Source organism: Streptomyces sp. NPDC127197, assembly GCF_042672405.1.
GTDB lineage: Bacteria > Actinomycetota > Actinomycetes > Streptomycetales > Streptomycetaceae > Streptomyces > Streptomyces flavusporus.
Map to the genome: position 1 here is coordinate 62592 of NZ_JBHXVG010000032.1, position 17052 is coordinate 79643.

The following is a 17052-nucleotide window of genomic DNA, read 5'->3' on the forward strand; positions in this document are numbered from 1 at the left end:
CCGCACGGGTCCCCACCTGTGCAGGTCCCATACCCGCTCAGCCCGCGGTGAGGCTCTCGACCAGGGCGAGGGAGTGAGCGTTGTGGGCGGCGATGATCGAGCGGGCGGCGACGGTGTCGCGACGCACCAGGGCGTCGACCAGTTCGGTGTGGTCCGCCCATAGGTGGCCGCGCAGATCGGTCACCCGGCGCAGATGCTGCACCGTGCACACCCAGGACTGCACGCGCAGCCGGTGCAGGAAGTCCACGAGGTAGGGGTTGCCGAACAGGCTGCTGAGCTCGCGCCAGTAACGCAGGTCGTAGCCGATCAGGACGGTGAGGTCGCCGGCGTTCGCGGCGCGCTGCGCCTCCTCACCGCGGCGGCGTACGCCCGCGAACGCGGCCGCGGTCCGCGGGTCCGTGAGGTCCCGGAACTCCTTGCGGCCCTCGTCGAGGGCGTGGAACATGCCGTTGATCACCAGGCTGCGGGCCTCGACGAGGCCGCGGAAGTCGCGGACGGAGTACTCGCGGACGCGGAAGCCCCGGTGCTGGTCGGCCTCCAGCAGGCCCTGCGCGGACAGGTCGACCAGTGCCTCGCGCACCGGTGTCGCGGAGACGCCGTACTGCTCGGCGATCTCCTTCACCGTGAACGCCTGCCCCGGCTGCAGCCGCCCGGACAACACCTCGTCCCGCAGCGCGTCCGCGATCTGCTGCCGCAGGGTGCTACGGGTCACGGCGCCGTTGCCGCTGGTGCCGGGCATGGTCGGGGGCTTCCTCTCGCTGCGCGGGTGGCGTGCTCGTACATGTCTACGAGCACGCCACCTTACGCGTTCGGATGCCGGGCCGCGGTTATGCCGTGTACTCGTCAGCCACCGACAGGGCAGCGTCCAGCGCCGCCAGCCCTTCCTTCAGCTCCGCCTCGGTCACGTTGCACGGCGGCACGACATGGGTGCGGTTCATGTTCACGAACGGCCACACCCCTCCCGCCTTCGCCGCTGCCGCGAACGCCGCCATCGGCGCGTTCGCCTCACCGGCCGCGTTGTACGGCACCAGCGGTTCGCGCGTCTCCTTGTTCTTCACCAGGTCGAGGGCCCAGAACATGCCCACGCCGCGCACCTCGCCCACGCAGGCGTGCCGCTCGGCCAGCTCCCGCAGCGCCGGCTGAAGGACCTCGGCGCCCAGCCGGGAGGCGTTCTCCACCACGCCCTCCTCGGCCATCACGTTGATCGTGGCGACGGCGGCGGCGCAGGCCAGCGGGTGGCCGGAGTACGTCAGCCCGCCGGGGTACGGCCGCTTCCCGAACGTCTCCGCGATCTTCCCGGAGATGGCGACCCCGCCCAGCGGCACGTATCCGGAGTTCACGCCCTTCGCGAAGGTCATCAGGTCCGGTACGACGTCGAACAGGTCCGCCGCGAACCATTCGCCGGTCCGCCCGAACCCGGCCATGACCTCGTCCAGGACGAAGACGATGCCGTACTTGTCGCATATCTCACGCACCCCGGCGAGATATCCCGGCGGCGGAACCATGATCCCCGCCGTCCCCGGGATCGTCTCCAGGATGATCGCGGCGATGGTCGACGGCCCTTCGAAGGCGATCGTCGTCTCCAGGTGCTCCAGCGCCCGCTCGCACTCCTGCTCCTCGGTCTCGGCGTAGAAGCGGGAGCGGTAGAGGAAGGGTGCCCAGAAGTGGACGACGCCGGCCGTGGCGCTGTCGGAGGCCCAGCGGCGCGGGTCGCCGGTGATGTTCACGGCCTGCTGGGTGCCGCCGTGGTACGAGCGGTAGGCGGAGAGCACCTTCGGGCGGCCCGTGTGCAGCCGGGCCATGCGCACCGCGTGCTCGACGGCGTCGGCGCCGCCGTTGGTGAAGAAGATCTTGTCCAGGTCGCCCGGGGTGCGCTCGGCGATCAGCCGGGCCGCCTCGGAGCGGGCCTCGAGGGCGAAGGCGGGCGCGAACGTGGACAGGGCGGCGGCCTGTTCCTGGATCGCGGCGACAACCTTCGGGTGCTGGTAGCCGATGTTCGTGTAGACGAGCCCGCTGGCGAAGTCGAGGTAGCGCCTGCCGTCGTAGTCCCAGAAGTACGACCCCTCCGCGCCGGCGACGGCGAGCGGGTCGATGAGCTCCTGCGCGGACCAGGAGTGGAAGACATGCGCACGGTCCACGGCCTTCACGGCGGCGCCGGCCTCGGGGTTTGGCTGAGGGGTCATGCGGCCGAGGGTAAATGTCCGCGACCGGGACGCGATATCGGCGTCCTGTCTGTGGGACGGGGGTTTCCGCGACAGGTTGTCGACGGGGTGGGAGGTGAAGTGTGTTGACAGCATGCTGTCGAACTGGCAGGATTCTGTCATTGACGGAGCGACCCTTGGAGGAGTCATGAACGCCGGCCGCAAGCCCGTCCACCACGCCGTGTACGACACCCTCGCCGACTGGGAGACCGGCCACGCGACGGCGTACCTCGCCCGCGCCGGGTACGAGATCCGCACCGTCGGCCCGTCCACCGACCCGGTCACCAGCATCGGCGGACTGCGCATCCTGCCCGACCTCGCCCTGGACGACGTACGTCCCGAGGACAGCTCCCTGCTGATCCTGCCGGGCGGCGACCTCTGGGACACCGGTGACGACCTCGCGCCCTTCGCCCGCAAGGCGCGGGAGTTCCTCGACGCCGGTGTGCCCGTCGCCGCGATCTGCGGGGCCACCGCCGGGCTCGCCCGCGAGGGACTGCTCGACGACCGTGAGCACACCAGTGCGGTCTCCTTCTACCTCGCCGCCACCGGCTACCAGGGCGGCAAGCGGTACGTCGACGCCGACGCGGTCACCGACGGCGGCCTGATCACCGCCGGTCCGACCGAGCCCGTCGCCTTCGCCCGGGAGATCTTCCGGCTGCTGGGGGTGTACGAGGGCGAGGTGCTGGACGCCTGGTACCGGCTGTTCCACGACTCCGACCCGGAGGCGTACGCCGTGCTCGAGCAGGCGGGCGGACAGTGAGCCGGGAGCGACAGGATCTGTTCAGCCGCAGCGCGCTCGGGGCGTTCCGGCTGAACGGTCAATTCCTTGCCGTGGCCGAGGAGTTGGCGCGGCCCGCCGGTCTGACGGCGGCCTGGTGGCAGGTGCTGGGCGCGGTGCTGCGGGAACCGCTGCCGGTGGCCGGGATCGCCCGCGCCATGGGCATCACGCGGCAGAGCGTGCAGCGCATCGCCGATCTGCTGGTCGAGCGCGGCCTGGCCGAGTACCGGCCCAATCCCGCCCACCGCCGCGCCAAGCTCCTCGCGCCGACGGCCGACGGGCTGGCCGCCGTCGCCCGGATCGGCCCGGGGCACGCCGCCTACGCCGACCGGCTCGCCGAAGCCCTCGGGGACGATGGGCTCGCCGAGGCGGTACGGGTGCTGGAACGGCTGTCCGAGGCGCTGGAACAGGTGGGCCCGCCCGTTACGGAACCGTAGAGGAACCGTGCAGACCGCGCCGTCCGCAACCTCCTGACCCGCACTATTCTCGGTCCGTCGCACTGGGCGTGTACTTGCGTGCACTTGGGGGGAGGGGTGGGCGCGGCCATGGAGAAACTGGGGCCTGGGGACCCGCCGCGGATCGGCGCGTACCGGCTGCTGGCGCGGCTCGGCGCCGGCGGAATGGGGCACGTGTACCTCGCCCGGTCGGACCGCGGCCGGACCGTCGCCGTCAAGCTGGTCCGGGCGGAACTGGCCGCGCAGGAGGAGTTCCGCGCCCGGTTCCGGCAGGAGGTGCAGTCCGCCCGGCAGGTCGGCGGGCACTGGACCGCGCCCGTGCTCGACGCCGACACCGAGGCGGCCGTGCCCTGGGTGGCCACCGGATACGTCGCCGGGCCGAGCCTCCAGCAGGTCGTGGGGCGCGACCACGGGGCGCTGCCCGAGCGGTCGGTACGGATCCTCGCGGCCGGGCTCGCGCACGCGCTGAAGGACATCCACGCCGCCGGGATCGTCCACCGGGACCTGAAGCCCTCCAACGTGCTCGTGACCATCGACGGCCCACGGGTCATCGACTTCGGGATCGCGCGGGCTCTGGAGACGGTGACCGACGGGGGTCTGACCCGGACCGGCGCGCTCATCGGCTCGCCCGGGTTCATGGCGCCCGAGCAGGTGCGCGGCGACCGCATCACGCCCGCATGCGACGTGTTCTGCCTGGGCTCGGTGCTGGCCTACGCCGCCACCGGCAACCTGCCCTTCGGCGGCGCCGACAGCGGGGTGCACGCCCTGATGTTCCGCATCGCCCAGGAGGAACCCGACCTGGAGGGCGTGCCCGAGGGGATCGCCGACCTCGTGCGCCACTGCCTGAAGAAGGACCCCGCCGCCCGGCCCACGCTGGACGGCATCCTGGAACGCACGGGAGCGGAGGACACCGTCACCGGCGGGCGTTCCCGGGACCCGTGGCTGCCCAGCGGCCTGGTGGCCCAACTCGGGCGGCACGCGGTGCGGTTGCTGGAGACGGAGAACCCCGAGGGACCCGGCGCCGAGGGAACGGGACGCGGCCCGGACGCCACACCCGAACACGCCCCCGCCGCGGACGAGTCCGCCCCGCCGGCACCCCCCGCCCCGCCTCCACCCCTCGACCGCCTCCCGACCATCGCCGCCGGCTCGCCCCATCCCGCGTACGGCTACCCACAACAACAGGGACACGCCCACCCACAGCCGCCACCGCCCAACCCGTACGGGGGCCCTGCGGGCGGCGGCCCGCGGGGTGGACCGTACGGCGCACCGGGGGACGGCATCCCGCAGGGCGGCGCACGGGGTGGTGGACCGTACGGCGCCCTGGCGAGCGGGAGTCCCTACGGCACCCCGCCAGGCGGCAGTGCCCACGGAGTCCCGCCGAGCGGTGCTCCGTACAGCGGAGCCGCCCCCGGCAACCCCTATGCCGGGCTCGGCCCCACCCCGCCGTACGGCCCGCCCCCCGCCGACCCCACTGTCACCTCGCCCTACGGCCCGCCCGAGGACCGCCCGCGCCGAAGTGGACGTGCCACCGTCGTGTTGGTCGTGGTCGCGTTGGTCGTCGCGCTCGCCGCCGGAGGGTCGGTGTACGCGCTCCTGGACGGCGGGGGCAGCCCCGATCCCGGTCCGACAGCCGTAGGGACCACCGGCGCACCCACGACCTCCGAACCGCCCACTGCCGAACCCTCGTCCCCGACGCCCTCGGCCGCGCCCTCCGACGGGGTGATCCCGGCCGCATACCTGGGCACGTGGACGACAACGATCGACAACGCGAGCGGGCAGCACACCCGTCGGCTCACCCTCCAGCAGGGCGAGGTGGGCGACACGGTCCTGTCCCTCACCGCCGACGGACCCGCCGAGGACGGCGGCAGCTACCACTGTGTCTTCGAGGCCGGGTTGGCCGAGCAGCCGAGTGCCGACGGCCCCGTGCGGATCGGACCGTCCACGGTGACCGTCGGCGAACCGGCCACCGCCTGCACCCCCGGCGCGGCGACGGAGATCACCCTGCAGCCGGACGGCAGTCTGCAGCGGGTGAACGCGACCACCGGGGAGAAACTGACGTATCGGCGCCAGTGACGTCTGCCGGGCCACGACTGAAGTCCCGTTTTCTGTGAGTAAGTTGAACGTACAGCGAACATCGGGGCGAAGGACCCGACGGGCCCTTCGGGCAGACGTACGGTGATCCCACCATTCGGCTCTGGGAGTGGCGGGGGACCACCGGTGGAGTGGCTGACCAATGAGAACGTCATCGCTGTGGGCACGTCCGTCGTCGGTGTCCTCGTGCCCCTCGCGATGTTCCTGTACGACCGCCGGGTGCCGCGCCAGAAGCGGATCGGCTACCGCGTACAGATGGACAGTCCCATAGGTGACGGGGCGTCTCCCAACCCCCGCCTCGGAGACTTCGACGTCCCGAACATGGCCGACGCGTCGCTCGTCCTGCTGCGCATCGAGAACGACGGATCGCAGAGCGTCGCCCGCGACGACTACACCGCATTCGAAGCCTACGGCCTGACCGCCGAGTTCACGGGACGCACGGTACAGGCCGTCGCGGTCACCCAGCCGTCCGGTATCGAGCATCTGAGCAGCCACTTCAGGCGCGGCAACGGGTTCGAGCACGACGGCAACAAGGTGTACATCCCGCGTGTCCCGCTCAATCCCGGTGACCACTTCAAGCTGCTCGTGCTGCTCTCCGGTGGTCGGGTGGACGGGGAGGTCAAGCTGATCGGTGACATCCAGGACGGTCGGGTCCATCGCAACAGGGCTCCCAAGCCGGACGAGAAGCAGCGCACGTTCAGCCTCCCGGCCCAACTGGTCAGCGGCGCGCTCGCGCTTGCCGTGCTTGGCCTCGCCGGCATCATCCTCCTGCGAGACGGCAACCCGATCGAGTGCGAGCAGGGCGAGCTGACCGTGACCGGCTCGACCGCCTTCGAGCCGGTCATCGAGAAGCTCGCGAAGCAGTACGAGAAGAAGTGCGAGGGCGCGGACATCTCGGTCGAGACGCGCGGCAGCGAGGACGGTGTGGCCGAACTCGCCCGCCTGGCCGAGCAGTCGGAGGAATCCGCCCGGAACGTGATCGCCTTCTCGGACGGCCCGATGGGCAAGCGCTGGAACCTGAAGGGAGAGAAGGTCGCGCTGTCCGTCTTCACCCTCGTCGTCCACAAGGACGTCGAACTCGGCTCGCACGGCCTGTCCCTGCAGGAGGTGCGGGACATCTACGCGGGCAAGTACCGGCGCTGGGGAGAGATCGTCCCCGGGGTGAAGGAGATCGCCGACCTGCCCATCGTCCTGGTCAGCCGCGGGGACGAGTCGGGAACGCGGCAGATATTCCAGGAGCGGGTGCTGAAGGGCTGGGAGAGGGCGCCGAGCACGTCACTGGACTGCACGCCGCCCGAGCCCGCCGGCGACACGGTCACCCGCTGCGAACTGGCCGGCACGAAAGCTGTGCTGGACAAGGTCGCCGAACAGCCCGGCGCCATCGGCTACAGCGAACTCACCTCCGCCGAGGAACGGGGTGACGACGTGCGCAGGGTGCCCCTGGACGGCGACCAGCCCGACGACCGGCAGATCGAGCAGGGCGTCACCCACTATCCGTACAAGGACATCGAGTACGCCTACACCCACGGCACCCCACGCCCCGGCTCCCTCGCCGCAAGCTTCCTCGCCTACTTCGACGAGTCCACCAGCCAGAAGGTGATCCGGGAAAAGGGCCATCTACCGTGCCTGCGGGACCCGGAACTGTGCGAGTGACGCCCCCGTCAGTCCGCGGGCAGTCGTGCCTCCCTCAGAGGGGGGACCCCCAGGGCGGCACGGGTGGGCGCGGACGGCACCCCGAAAGCGCCGGGCTGCGCGACCCACCCCCGGTCAGCCGCAACGCCGGCCACCAGGAAACCGGCACGCCGATCACCTCGGCTCCGGCGGCCGCTGCCGAGGCATGTTCGGCCGCGCAGCCCCCGGCGGCACCGCCGGCCTCCCCTGGCCCGCACCACAATCCGCCCGCCCGCCGAACCCCACCGCCGACTGAATCCCCAACGGCCCGGCCCCGGTCCGGAACTCCACCATCCAGTCCGCCGTCTCCGTCCGCACCAGCTCCGTCACGTCCTCGGTGAACCGCCGCAACACGGACAGACACCGCTCGGCCGCCTCACTCGCCGTCCCCTCCGTCGGCCCCAGCACCTCCCGCACACTCTCCGACGCCCAGTCGAACTGCAACGCGAGCAGCCTGCGCTGCACGGCCTGCGCGGTGGCAACGTCCCTTATCCACCCGGACGTCAACCCGAAGAACCGGTCCACGGCCACGCACGCCACCGCGAGCAGCAGCGCCAGATACCCCCAGGGCGCCGCCCCGCCGACCACCCGGCTCAGATCCAGCAACGGCAGCGCGGCCCCGGCCACCGCCCCCAGCGCCGCCCCGCCCCGCAGCGACCGCGCGGCCCGCCGCTTCCACACCCGGTCGGCGAGATACCAGGCCGCCGTGTCCAGCGCACCCCGCTCCACCCACCGGTACAGCTCGTCCAGCCGCTCCGCGGGCTCGGCCCAGTCCCCGAGCGGAAAGGCCCGCCCGGCCAGATCGCCCGGCCGCAGTCCGGCCGCACCCTCGCCCCGCCCGTCCTGAGGCGACCCCTCGGGCTGCATCTCCGGCTGACCCACCCGGCACTCCCTACCGATCACAACTGATCACGGTGCGTGACATGTCGTACGACGTACGGCCTGTCAGTCGTACGCGACGCCTGATGCTGATGCGCCTGACCCTTCCTACCGCCCAATGGGTGGCGAAGACCCGGGTTTCCCCTCTTTTCCGCCCGGAAGGGGGCCTTGATCAGTTATAGGAGATCTGGTCGACTCACTCGAAAGAGTGCTGGAGCGACGGCCGCATGGACCACGTAGGCTCGTGCTGAGCGGGAAAAGCCCGTGCCGCACGAGCCCCGGAAGAGGAGCTGATCGTGATCCCCGGTGGTGGCCAGCCCAATATGCAGCAGCTGCTGCAGCAGGCCCAGAAGATGCAGCAGGACCTGGCGAGGGCGCAGGAGGAACTGGCGCAGACCGAGGTCGAAGGCCAGGCGGGCGGCGGTCTGGTGACGGCCACCGTGACCGGAGCCGGTGAGCTGCGCGCCCTGCAGATCGACCCGAAGGCGGTGGACCCGGAGGACACCGAGACCCTCGCCGACCTGGTCGTCGCGGCCGTCCACGCGGCCAACGAGAACGCGCAGAATCTGCAGCAGGAGAAGCTGGGCCCGCTGGCCCAGGGTCTGGGCGGCGGTATCCCCGGCCTGCCCTTCTAAGACGGGCCGCGGGAAACTACCGTACGTACTGCACGACACTCAGGAAGGGCGGCAGTCCGTTGTACGAAGGCGTGGTCCAGGACCTCATCGACGAGCTGGGGCGGCTGCCCGGCGTCGGTCCCAAGAGCGCGCAGCGGATCGCCTTCCATGTCCTGCAGGCGGAACCGGCGGACGTACGGCGTCTCGCCCAGGCCCTCCTCGAGGTGAAGGCGAAGGTCCGCTTCTGCGCGACCTGCGGCAATGTCGCGCAGGAGGAGCTGTGCAACATCTGCCGTGACAGCCGCCGCGACCCGGCGGTGATCTGTGTGGTGGAGGAGCCGAAGGACGTCGTGGCCATCGAGCGGACGCGCGAGTTCCGCGGCCGCTACCACGTCCTGGGGGGCGCGATCAGCCCGATCGAGGGTGTCGGCCCGGACGATCTGCGGATACGAGAACTTCTCGCGAGGTTGGCCGACGGGACGGTCACGGAACTCATCCTGGCCACGGACCCGAATCTGGAGGGCGAGGCGACGGCGACGTACCTCGCCCGCATGATCAAGCCCATGGGCCTCAAGGTCACCCGCCTGGCCAGCGGCCTCCCGGTGGGTGGCGACCTGGAATACGCGGACGAGGTCACCCTCGGCCGCGCCTTCGAGGGGAGACGACTCCTAGATGTCTGACGCCACGCTGCACTCCACGACGCAGGACCCGGACGACTTCGCGGTCCAGATCGCGGACCAGGTAGAGAGCTTCCTGGTGGCCGTCTCCGAGGTGGCCAGAGGCGACGAGCCGGACTCGGCCGTGCCCTTCCTTCTGCTGGAGGTCTCCCAACTCCTGCTGGCCGGCGGCCGGCTGGGCGCGCACGAGGACATCGTCCCCGACGAGCGCTACGAGCCCGACCCGGGCCCCGAGCCGGACGTCGACGGGTTGCGGGAGAACCTGGCCCGGCTCCTGGAGCCGATCGACGTGTACTCCGAGGTCTTCGACCCGTACGAGCCCCGCAAGGCCCCGGTGCCGGCCCGTATCTCCGACGACCTCGCGGACGTCATCACCGACCTCCGCCACGGCATGGCCCACTACCGTGCCGGCCGCACGACGGAGGCGCTGTGGTGGTGGCAGTTCTCCTACTTCTCCAACTGGGGCGCAACAGCGTCCGCGACGCTCAGGGCGCTGCAGTCCGTCGTCGCCCACGTCCGCCTCAACCAGCCCCTCGAGGAGTTGGACGGCCTCGACACCGACCAGGGCATGGGCGACGACACCCTCGAGTTCGAGGCCGGCAAGGTGATGCAGCAGGAGATCGCGGGCCCGCTGGGACTCCGCTTCCCGTCGCGCTGAGCGCCGGACAGTACGGCCCCGCCCGGGAATTGGAGGGTCGCTGCACGTCTCCTGTACGTCGGCTGCACGGGCGCTAACCGGTGGAAAGCGAGGCTTGAGTCACTCCCGCAGCGCAGAGCACACAGCGCACCCGGGGAGCAACTCACCTCACTTGCACTGGAGATGCGATGACCCGTAAGACCCGGATACGCGCCGCCGTCGTCACCGCCACCGCGCTCGTCGCCACCGCCACCGTCACCGCCGGCGTGGGTGTCGCCGGCCCGTCGTGGTGGGGTGAGAAGAAGACCACCGAGGCGGAGATCGCCGCCCTGTTCGACGGCTGGAACAACGCCCTGCAGACCGGTGACGCCGAGACCGTCGCGGACCGGTACGCGAAGGACGCGGTGCTGCTGCCCACCGTGTCCAACAAGGTCCGTACCGACCGGGCCGGCATCGTCGACTACTTCGAGCACTTCCTCGCCGACAAGCCGGTCGGCACGAAGGTCGAGACGCACATCAACGTCCTCGACGGCAACTCCGCCATCGACACCGGCGTGTACGAGTTCGCGCTCACCGACCACGAGACCGGCGAGAAGCGCACGGTCACCGCCCGCTACACCTACGAGTACGAGAAGCGCGGCGGCGAGTGGCGGATCGTCAACCACCACTCCTCTGCGATGCCCGAAGGCTGATCGTCACCTCGAGCCCCCCGCCGGGGGCGTCCCCGAGTGTCACGGTTCCGCCGTCGTCGGTGACCAGTTGCCTGACGACGGCGAGGCCGAGGCCGGAGCCGGTGCGTCCGGTCAGGCCCTGGCCGCGCCAGAAGCGGTCGAAGGCGCGGGTCTTCTCCGCGTCGGACATGCCCGGCCCCTCGTCCAGGACGGTGAGCACCACCTGGCCGGACCGGGATGCCACCTGGATGGTGATCGTGCCGCCGTCGGGTGACACCTCCAGGGCGTTGGAGAGCACGTTGTCCAGCACCTGCTCCAGATGGCCGGGGCTGGCCAGCGCAAGCGGCCGGTCGTCGGCGCTCCCCCTGAGCGCGATGGTGACTCCGCGTTCGCCGGCGGCCGGTCTCCACACCGCGAGGCGCTCCTCCACGATGTCCATCAGGGAGAGCGACTCGGCGTCCGTCACCTTCGCCTCGGCCCGCGCCAGCACCAGCAGGCCGTTGACCAGGCGGCTCATCCGGACGACCTCGGCCGTCGCCTGCTCCACGTCCTCCCGGACGAACTCGTCGTCCACGCCGTCCGCGATGTTGTCCAGCGACAGCCGCAACGCCGTGAGCGGGGTGCGGAGTTGGTGCGAGGCGTCCGCCACGAAGATGCGCTGCGACGCGATCAGTGTGTCGAGGCGTTCCGCGCCCTGGTTGAGGGTGCGGGCAAGTGTCCGGGTCTCAGGCGGGCCCGTCACGGGGGAGCGGGCGGTCAGGTCGCCGTCGCTGAACCTGCTCGCCATGTCGTTGAGCTGGCGCAACGGGCGGGTGATGCGGCGGGCGACCGCGACACCGATCAGGGCGGCGACGACCAGGACCAGCAGTGCGAGGATCGCTCTGAAGCCCCAGATCGACCACAGGCGGGAGGTCATCTCCTCGGTCGCGTACTGGATGCGTACAGCGCCGACGACCGGACCCCCGGCCTGCTGGCGCGCGGGGACCGTGACCACCAGGTGGTCGCCCCAGATGAAGTCGGAACCCCAGTCGACCGTCGGCTTGCCCTGTCGCAGGGCCTCCTCCAGCGCCGCGTCCCGCTCCGGGCGCGGCAGCGTCGCCGCGCAGTTCCGGGTGGCCGTCACCTGGATCTCGTCCTCGTACGCCCTCGCCATCTCCTCCAGGGCCTCGCAGGAGACGGGTCTGTCGTCGCCGAGCAGCAGCGCCATCGCGTTGGCCTCACGCATCACGGCCAGCCGGGTGTCGTCCCGCAACTGGTCGGTGAGGGTGAAAGCCACCGGCACGGTGAACAGCGCGATGGCGACGGCGACGAGCATGACGTAGCTGCGGACGAGCTGGCGGATCATGACGTGGCGTCCACGATCTCCAGCCGGAAACCGACCCCCCTGACCGCCTCGATCGTGATCGCCCCGGCGAGCTTGCGCCGCAGCGCCGCCACATGGACGTCCAGGGTCTTCGTCGGGCCGAACCAGTTCGCGTCCCAGACGGCCTCCATGATCTGCTCGCGCGACATCAGCGCGCCCGGCTCCTCGGTGAGGAAGGCCAGCAGGTCGTACTCCTTGGGCGCGAGGGAGACCTCTGCGCCGTCCAGGTGGACGCGGGCCGCCTTGCGGTCGATCGTCAGGCGCGGACCGTAGCGGTCGGGGCCGGCCTCCGCGGGCGTACGGGGTTGCATACGGCGCATCACGGCGCGTATCCGCGCGATGACCTCCCGTACGCCGAACGGCTTGGACACATAGTCGTCGGCCCCCAGCTCCAGGCCGACCACCCGGTCCGTCTCGTCGCTGCGGGCGCTGATCACGATGATCGGCACGTCACCGCGCTGCCGCAGCGCCTTGCACACGTCGAGACCGTCGGTGTCGGGCAGGCCGAGATCGAGGAGGACGACGTCGTACGGCCCCTGGTACGCGAGGGCGGCGCCGCCCGTCGTCACCCACTCCACCTCGAAGCCGTACCGCTTCAGCCCGCGCCGGAGCGACTCGGCGACCGGCTCGTCGTCTTCCACCAGAAGTACTCGCACGGCGGCACCTTAGTCCTTGAAAGTTAATCATCAGAGGCAACTTGTGACCCGCGGCACTTTTCCGAGTGTCATCAGCGCATGCCGGGCATATGCAGTCCGAGAACGAGCGGCCGGACATCTCACCATGCGATACCTGGGAAGGGAATTTCGGACGCTCGTTAAAATGAGCCGACACACACGGACTGAGCGAGGAGCGCACGTGGGCCTTGTCGTGCAGAAGTACGGAGGCTCCTCCGTAGCCGATGCCGAGGGCATCAAGCGCGTCGCCAAGCGAATCGTGGAAGCCAAGAAGAACGGCCACCAGGTGGTGGCGGTGGTTTCCGCGATGGGCGACACGACGGACGAGCTGATCGATCTCGCCGAGCAGGTTTCCCCGATTCCTGCCGGGCGCGAGCTCGACATGCTGCTGACCGCCGGAGAGCGGATCTCCATGGCACTGCTGGCCATGGCGATCAAAAACCTGGGCCACTCGGCCCAGTCGTTCACGGGCAGCCAGGCAGGTGTCATCACCGACTCGGTCCACAACAAAGCCCGGATCATCGATGTCACGCCGGGCCGGATCCGGGACTCGCTGGACGAGGGCAACATCGCCATCGTCGCCGGATTCCAGGGCGTCAGCCAGGACACCAAGGACATCACGACTCTGGGCCGCGGCGGGTCCGACACCACGGCCGTGGCACTGGCCGCCGCCCTCGACGCCGAGGTGTGCGAGATCTACACCGACGTCGACGGCGTGTTCACCGCCGACCCGCGCGTGGTGAAGAAGGCCCGGAAGATCGACTGGATCTCGTTCGAGGACATGCTCGAGCTGGCCGCGTCCGGGTCGAAGGTGCTGCTCCACCGCTGTGTGGAGTACGCCCGCCGCTACAACATCCCGATCCATGTCCGGTCCAGCTTCAGCGGACTGCAGGGCACATGGGTCAGCAGCGAGCCGATCAAGCAAGGGGACAAGCAGGTGGAGCAGGCCATCATCTCCGGTGTCGCGCACGACACCTCCGAGGCCAAGATCACGGTCGTCGGCGTGCCGGACAAGCCCGGCGAGGCCGCCGCCATCTTCCGCACGATCGCCGACGCCGAGATCAACATCGACATGGTCGTGCAGAACGTGTCCGCCGCCTCCACCGGGCTCACGGACATCTCCTTCACGCTGCCGAAGACCGAGGGCCGCAAGGCCATCGACGCCCTGGAGAAGAACAGGGCCGGTATCGGCTTCGACTCGCTGCGCTACGACGACCAGATCGGCAAGATCTCCCTGGTCGGCGCCGGTATGAAGACCAACCCGGGCGTCACGGCCGCGTTCTTCGAGGCGCTGAGCGACGCGGGTGTGAACATCGAGCTGATCTCGACCTCCGAGATCCGTATCTCGGTCGTCACCCGCGCCGACGACGTGTCCGAGGCCGTCCGTGCCGTGCACACCGCCTTCGGACTGGACTCCGACAGTGACGAGGCCGTGGTCTACGGAGGCACCGGGCGATGACCATCCGACCGACGCTCGCGGTCGTGGGAGCGACCGGGGTCGTCGGCACGGTCATGCTCCAGATCCTGTCCCAGCACGCGGACATCTGGGGCGAGATCCGTCTGATCGCCTCGCCGCGCTCGGCCGGCCGCAAGCTGGCCGTGCGCGGCGAGGAGGTCGAGGTGGTCGCCCTCACCGAGGAGGCGTTCGACGGGGTCGACGTCGCCATGTTCGACCTGCCGGACGAGCTCGCCGCACAGTGGGCGCCGATCGCCGCCGCCAAGGGCGCCGTCGTCGTGGACAATTCGGGCGCGTTCCGGATGGACCCGGACGTGCCGCTGGTCGTGCCCGAGGTCAATCCGCATGCGGCCCGGGTGCGTCCGCGCGGCATCATCGCCAACCCCAACTGCACGACGCTGTCCATGATCGTCGCCCTGGGCGCGCTGCACGCCGGATTCGGGCTGCGGGAGCTGGTCGTCTCCGCGTATCAGGCGGTGAGCGGGGCCGGGCGGGCCGGCGTGGAGACGCTGCGGCAGCAGCTGTCCCTGGTGGCCGGTACGGAGCTGGGGACCCACCCCGGTGACATACGGCGGGTCGTGGGGGACAGCACCGGACCGTTCCCGGAGCCGGTGGCGCTGAACGTCGTGCCGTGGGCCGGGTCGGTGCGCGAGGACGGCTGGTCGTCGGAGGAGATGAAGGTGCGGGACGAGTCCCGCAAGATCCTCGGACTGCCGCGGCTGCCCGTCGCGGTGACGTGTGTCCGGGTGCCGGTGGTGACCGTGCACTCGCTGACCGTGCACGCCCGCTTCCAGGACGAGGTGACGGTGGACCGGGCCCGTGAGATTCTCGCCACCACGCCCGGGGTCGTCCTGTTCGACAATCCGGCGGCCGGGGAGTTCCCGACGCCCGCCGATGTGGTGGGGACCGATCCGACGTGGGTCGGGCGGGTGCGCCGGGCCCTGGACGATCCGACGGCGCTCGAGCTCTTCGTGTGCGGCGACAATCTGCGCAAGGGGGCCGCGCTCAACACCGCGCAGATCGCCGAGCTCGTGGCTGCGGAGATGTTGTGAAGGTAAAAGGTCTCGGCGATGGCCTGATCTGTTTGTAGGATCCATGGAAGCTGTGCACGCCAGGTGAGCCGGACAAGTGGTCCGGACCACTTGTTTCGGGCCCCTCGGCGTTCGAAGATTTCCTCCCCGCCCTCCGCAACCGTGCGGAGGGCGGGGAGCGTCTATGCGGTCGCCCTTCCGGGGTGTGGAGACGCGTTGATCCAGGCGTGGGGACGCCGTGAACGGTGCGTGGGGACGCCCGTTCATATGGGACATAGGGGAAGAGCGGACGCATGAGGGCATATGGGGCACCGTCAGTCGTGCTGCCTGACGCGAGAACGAGAGTGACGCCCGGCACGTACAACCCTGGCGGGGGGAAGCGTGTCCAACTGGCGTGGCAGAGGTACTCGAGTTTCCTGCGGCAACCCGCGGCACGGCCCTTCGGCCGTCCCGGCCCGTCCGCACCCGTATGGGCGTGCCCGGCGGCATGCCGGTGATCGCCCCCATGCCCGCAGCGCGGCCCGCCCGCATCCCGAATCAGCGTGACGGCGCCGACGACGTCGATGCGGCGGCGGCCGGCACCACCGTCGACCACCTCACCGAGACCTACCGCACGCACTACCGCTCGCTGCTCGGTCTCGCCGCCCTCCTCCTCGACGACACCGCTTCCTGCGAGGACGTCGTGCAGGAGGCCTTCATCCGCGTCCACTCGGCCCGCAAACGGGTCCGCGACCCGGAGAAGACGCTGGCGTATCTGCGTCAGACGGTCGTCAATCTCTCGCGCTCGGCATTGCGCCGCCGCATCCTCGGCCTCAAGCTGCTGTCGAAGCCCATGCCCGACATGGCGAGCGCCGAGGAGGGGGCGTACGACCAGTTGGAGCGCGACTCCCTGATCAAGGCGATGAAGGGTCTGCAGCGCCGCCAGCGCGAGGTCCTGGTGCTGCGCTACTTCGCGGACATGACGGAGGCCCAGGTCGCCGAGACGCTCGGGATTTCGCTGGGCTCGGTCAAGGCGTACGGCTCGCGCGGCATCGCGGCCCTCCGGATCGCCATGGAGGCGCCGGCATGACCGACGAGAACGGGCGGCGGCATCCGCACGAGCCGCACGAGCCGTACGAGTGGCGTGAGCCGACACCCGAGGAGGGGCCGGGGGACGCCTCGCGCGAGCAAGAGCCGAAGCAATCGCACGCTGGGAACGGAACTGTGAACCACGGCCCCGACGACCAGGGCCCCGAGGGGTTCGACTCGGACGAGCTGGCACTGCGCAGGATGCTGCACCAGGCGGTGCAGGACATCGAGCCGCGCGACGGCACGCTGGACCACCTGCGGCGGGCCGTGCCCGCCCGGCGGGCGCGCAAGCGGCAGGCCGCCGTCGGCATGGCGGCCGCGGCGCTGTTCGTCTGCACCGCCGTCCCGGCCCTGGTGCACGTCTCCAACTCCACCGGCCCCGACGCCAACCCGTCCATCGCCGGTCACGGCGCGCAGGCGCAGGGCGGCGCGGGCGAGGACAAGAGCACCGAGGGCGCGGGCAGCGGCGGCGCGGCCTCCACGGACAAGGCCGAGGACCCCGGCAAGGGCAGCCCCACGCACAAGGAGACAGGCCCGGGCGGCAGCGCCGAGACCGGCGGCGAAGCCGGCCCCGACGTCTCCTACCCCTCGACGACCAGCGCGGTCAGCGCCCCTGTGTGTACGGCCGAGCAGCTCGGCTCGGCCACCGCGACCGCCGACGTCCCCGACTCCGGCGGCACGGTCTACGGCACCTTCCGCATCATGAACGTCTCCTCCGCGGGCTGTACGGTCGGCGGCGCCGGCACGGTCAGTCCCCTCGCCCAAGGCGCGGCGGACCCCACCAAG

At 70.7% G+C, this 17052-nt stretch carries 16 protein-coding genes and 1 pseudogene; 12 read left to right on the plus strand and 5 right to left on the minus strand.

What is annotated here, in order from left to right; all coding sequences use genetic code 11:
- Positions 1 to 37: 37 nt before the first annotated feature.
- Both ACFVJQ_RS35075 and ACFVJQ_RS35080 read right to left on the minus strand, forming a co-directional pair.
- Positions 38 to 739, minus strand: coding sequence for a GntR family transcriptional regulator (locus ACFVJQ_RS35075; protein ID WP_385789701.1), 702 nt, complete (start codon positions 737 to 739; stop codon positions 38 to 40).
- 88 nt (positions 740 to 827) lie between these two features.
- Positions 828 to 2183, minus strand: a complete 1356-nt coding sequence (locus ACFVJQ_RS35080) for an aspartate aminotransferase family protein (protein ID WP_385514737.1) — start codon at positions 2181 to 2183, stop codon at positions 828 to 830.
- Positions 2184 to 2349: 166 nt separating this feature from the next.
- On the opposite strand from ACFVJQ_RS35080, the gene ACFVJQ_RS35085 reads away from it, so the two are divergent.
- From ACFVJQ_RS35085 to ACFVJQ_RS35100, 4 genes are all read left to right on the plus strand, one after another.
- On the plus strand, positions 2350 to 2961 hold the full coding sequence (locus tag ACFVJQ_RS35085) for a type 1 glutamine amidotransferase family protein (RefSeq protein ID WP_385789703.1): 612 nt from the start codon (positions 2350 to 2352) through the stop codon (positions 2959 to 2961).
- Positions 2958 to 3416, plus strand: a complete 459-nt coding sequence (locus tag ACFVJQ_RS35090; protein WP_385789705.1) for a MarR family winged helix-turn-helix transcriptional regulator — start codon at positions 2958 to 2960, stop codon at positions 3414 to 3416. Before ACFVJQ_RS35085 ends, ACFVJQ_RS35090 begins: the two co-directional genes overlap by 4 nt.
- A gap of 108 nt (positions 3417 to 3524) precedes the next feature.
- Positions 3525 to 5507, plus strand: a complete 1983-nt coding sequence (locus tag ACFVJQ_RS35095; protein ID WP_385789707.1) for a serine/threonine-protein kinase — start codon at positions 3525 to 3527, stop codon at positions 5505 to 5507.
- Positions 5508 to 5651: 144 nt separating this feature from the next.
- Positions 5652 to 7178 (plus strand): substrate-binding domain-containing protein, encoded by a 1527-nt coding sequence (locus tag ACFVJQ_RS35100; protein ID WP_385514740.1) that lies wholly within the window; start codon positions 5652 to 5654, stop codon positions 7176 to 7178.
- A gap of 153 nt (positions 7179 to 7331) precedes the next feature.
- On the opposite strand, the gene ACFVJQ_RS35105 is transcribed toward ACFVJQ_RS35100, so the two are convergent.
- Positions 7332 to 8078: an SLATT domain-containing protein gene (locus ACFVJQ_RS35105; protein ID WP_385789709.1), complete on the minus strand. Its 747-nt coding sequence runs from the start codon at positions 8076 to 8078 to the stop codon at positions 7332 to 7334.
- 293 nt (positions 8079 to 8371) lie between these two features.
- Between ACFVJQ_RS35105 and ACFVJQ_RS35110 the strand changes: the two genes are divergently transcribed.
- The 4 genes from ACFVJQ_RS35110 (at position 8372) to ACFVJQ_RS35125 (ending at position 10695) form a co-directional block, all read left to right on the plus strand.
- Complete coding sequence (locus ACFVJQ_RS35110; protein WP_224738612.1) at positions 8372 to 8710, plus strand: YbaB/EbfC family nucleoid-associated protein; 339 nt, start codon at positions 8372 to 8374, stop codon at positions 8708 to 8710.
- A gap of 59 nt (positions 8711 to 8769) precedes the next feature.
- Entirely contained in the window at positions 8770 to 9369 is a 600-nt protein-coding gene (gene recR / locus ACFVJQ_RS35115; protein ID WP_129799593.1) for a recombination mediator RecR, read from the plus strand.
- Positions 9362 to 10024, plus strand: coding sequence for a DUF5063 domain-containing protein (locus ACFVJQ_RS35120; protein WP_385514742.1), 663 nt, complete (start codon positions 9362 to 9364; stop codon positions 10022 to 10024). Before recR ends, ACFVJQ_RS35120 begins: the two co-directional genes overlap by 8 nt.
- Positions 10025 to 10191: 167 nt before the next feature.
- Positions 10192 to 10695 (plus strand): SgcJ/EcaC family oxidoreductase, encoded by a 504-nt coding sequence (locus tag ACFVJQ_RS35125; RefSeq protein WP_385789711.1) that lies wholly within the window; start codon positions 10192 to 10194, stop codon positions 10693 to 10695.
- Here ACFVJQ_RS35125 and ACFVJQ_RS35130 read toward each other — a convergent pair.
- Both ACFVJQ_RS35130 and ACFVJQ_RS35135 read right to left on the minus strand, forming a co-directional pair.
- Positions 10661 to 12019: a sensor histidine kinase gene (locus ACFVJQ_RS35130; protein WP_385789713.1), complete on the minus strand. Its 1359-nt coding sequence runs from the start codon at positions 12017 to 12019 to the stop codon at positions 10661 to 10663. The genes ACFVJQ_RS35125 and ACFVJQ_RS35130 overlap by 35 nt on opposite strands.
- Complete coding sequence (locus tag ACFVJQ_RS35135) at positions 12016 to 12693, minus strand: response regulator transcription factor (RefSeq protein ID WP_385514745.1); 678 nt, start codon at positions 12691 to 12693, stop codon at positions 12016 to 12018. Before ACFVJQ_RS35135 ends, ACFVJQ_RS35130 begins: the two co-directional genes overlap by 4 nt.
- A 199-nt stretch (positions 12694 to 12892) precedes the next feature.
- On the opposite strand from ACFVJQ_RS35135, the gene ACFVJQ_RS35140 reads away from it, so the two are divergent.
- The 4 genes and pseudogenes from ACFVJQ_RS35140 to ACFVJQ_RS35155 form a co-directional block, all read left to right on the plus strand.
- Positions 12893 to 14170, plus strand: coding sequence for an aspartate kinase (locus ACFVJQ_RS35140; protein ID WP_224740104.1), 1278 nt, complete (start codon positions 12893 to 12895; stop codon positions 14168 to 14170).
- A complete protein-coding gene (locus ACFVJQ_RS35145; protein WP_385789716.1) occupies positions 14167 to 15219 on the plus strand; it encodes an aspartate-semialdehyde dehydrogenase in 1053 nt (350 codons plus the stop codon). The genes ACFVJQ_RS35140 and ACFVJQ_RS35145 overlap by 4 nt, the downstream gene beginning before the upstream one ends.
- Positions 15220 to 15592: 373 nt before the next feature.
- On the plus strand, positions 15593 to 16267 hold the full coding sequence (locus ACFVJQ_RS35150) for a SigE family RNA polymerase sigma factor (RefSeq protein ID WP_385514747.1): 675 nt from the start codon (positions 15593 to 15595) through the stop codon (positions 16265 to 16267).
- Positions 16264 to 17052: pseudogene (locus tag ACFVJQ_RS35155) on the plus strand (hypothetical protein); the annotation flags it as partial. The gene ACFVJQ_RS35150 and the pseudogene ACFVJQ_RS35155, both read left to right, overlap by 4 nt.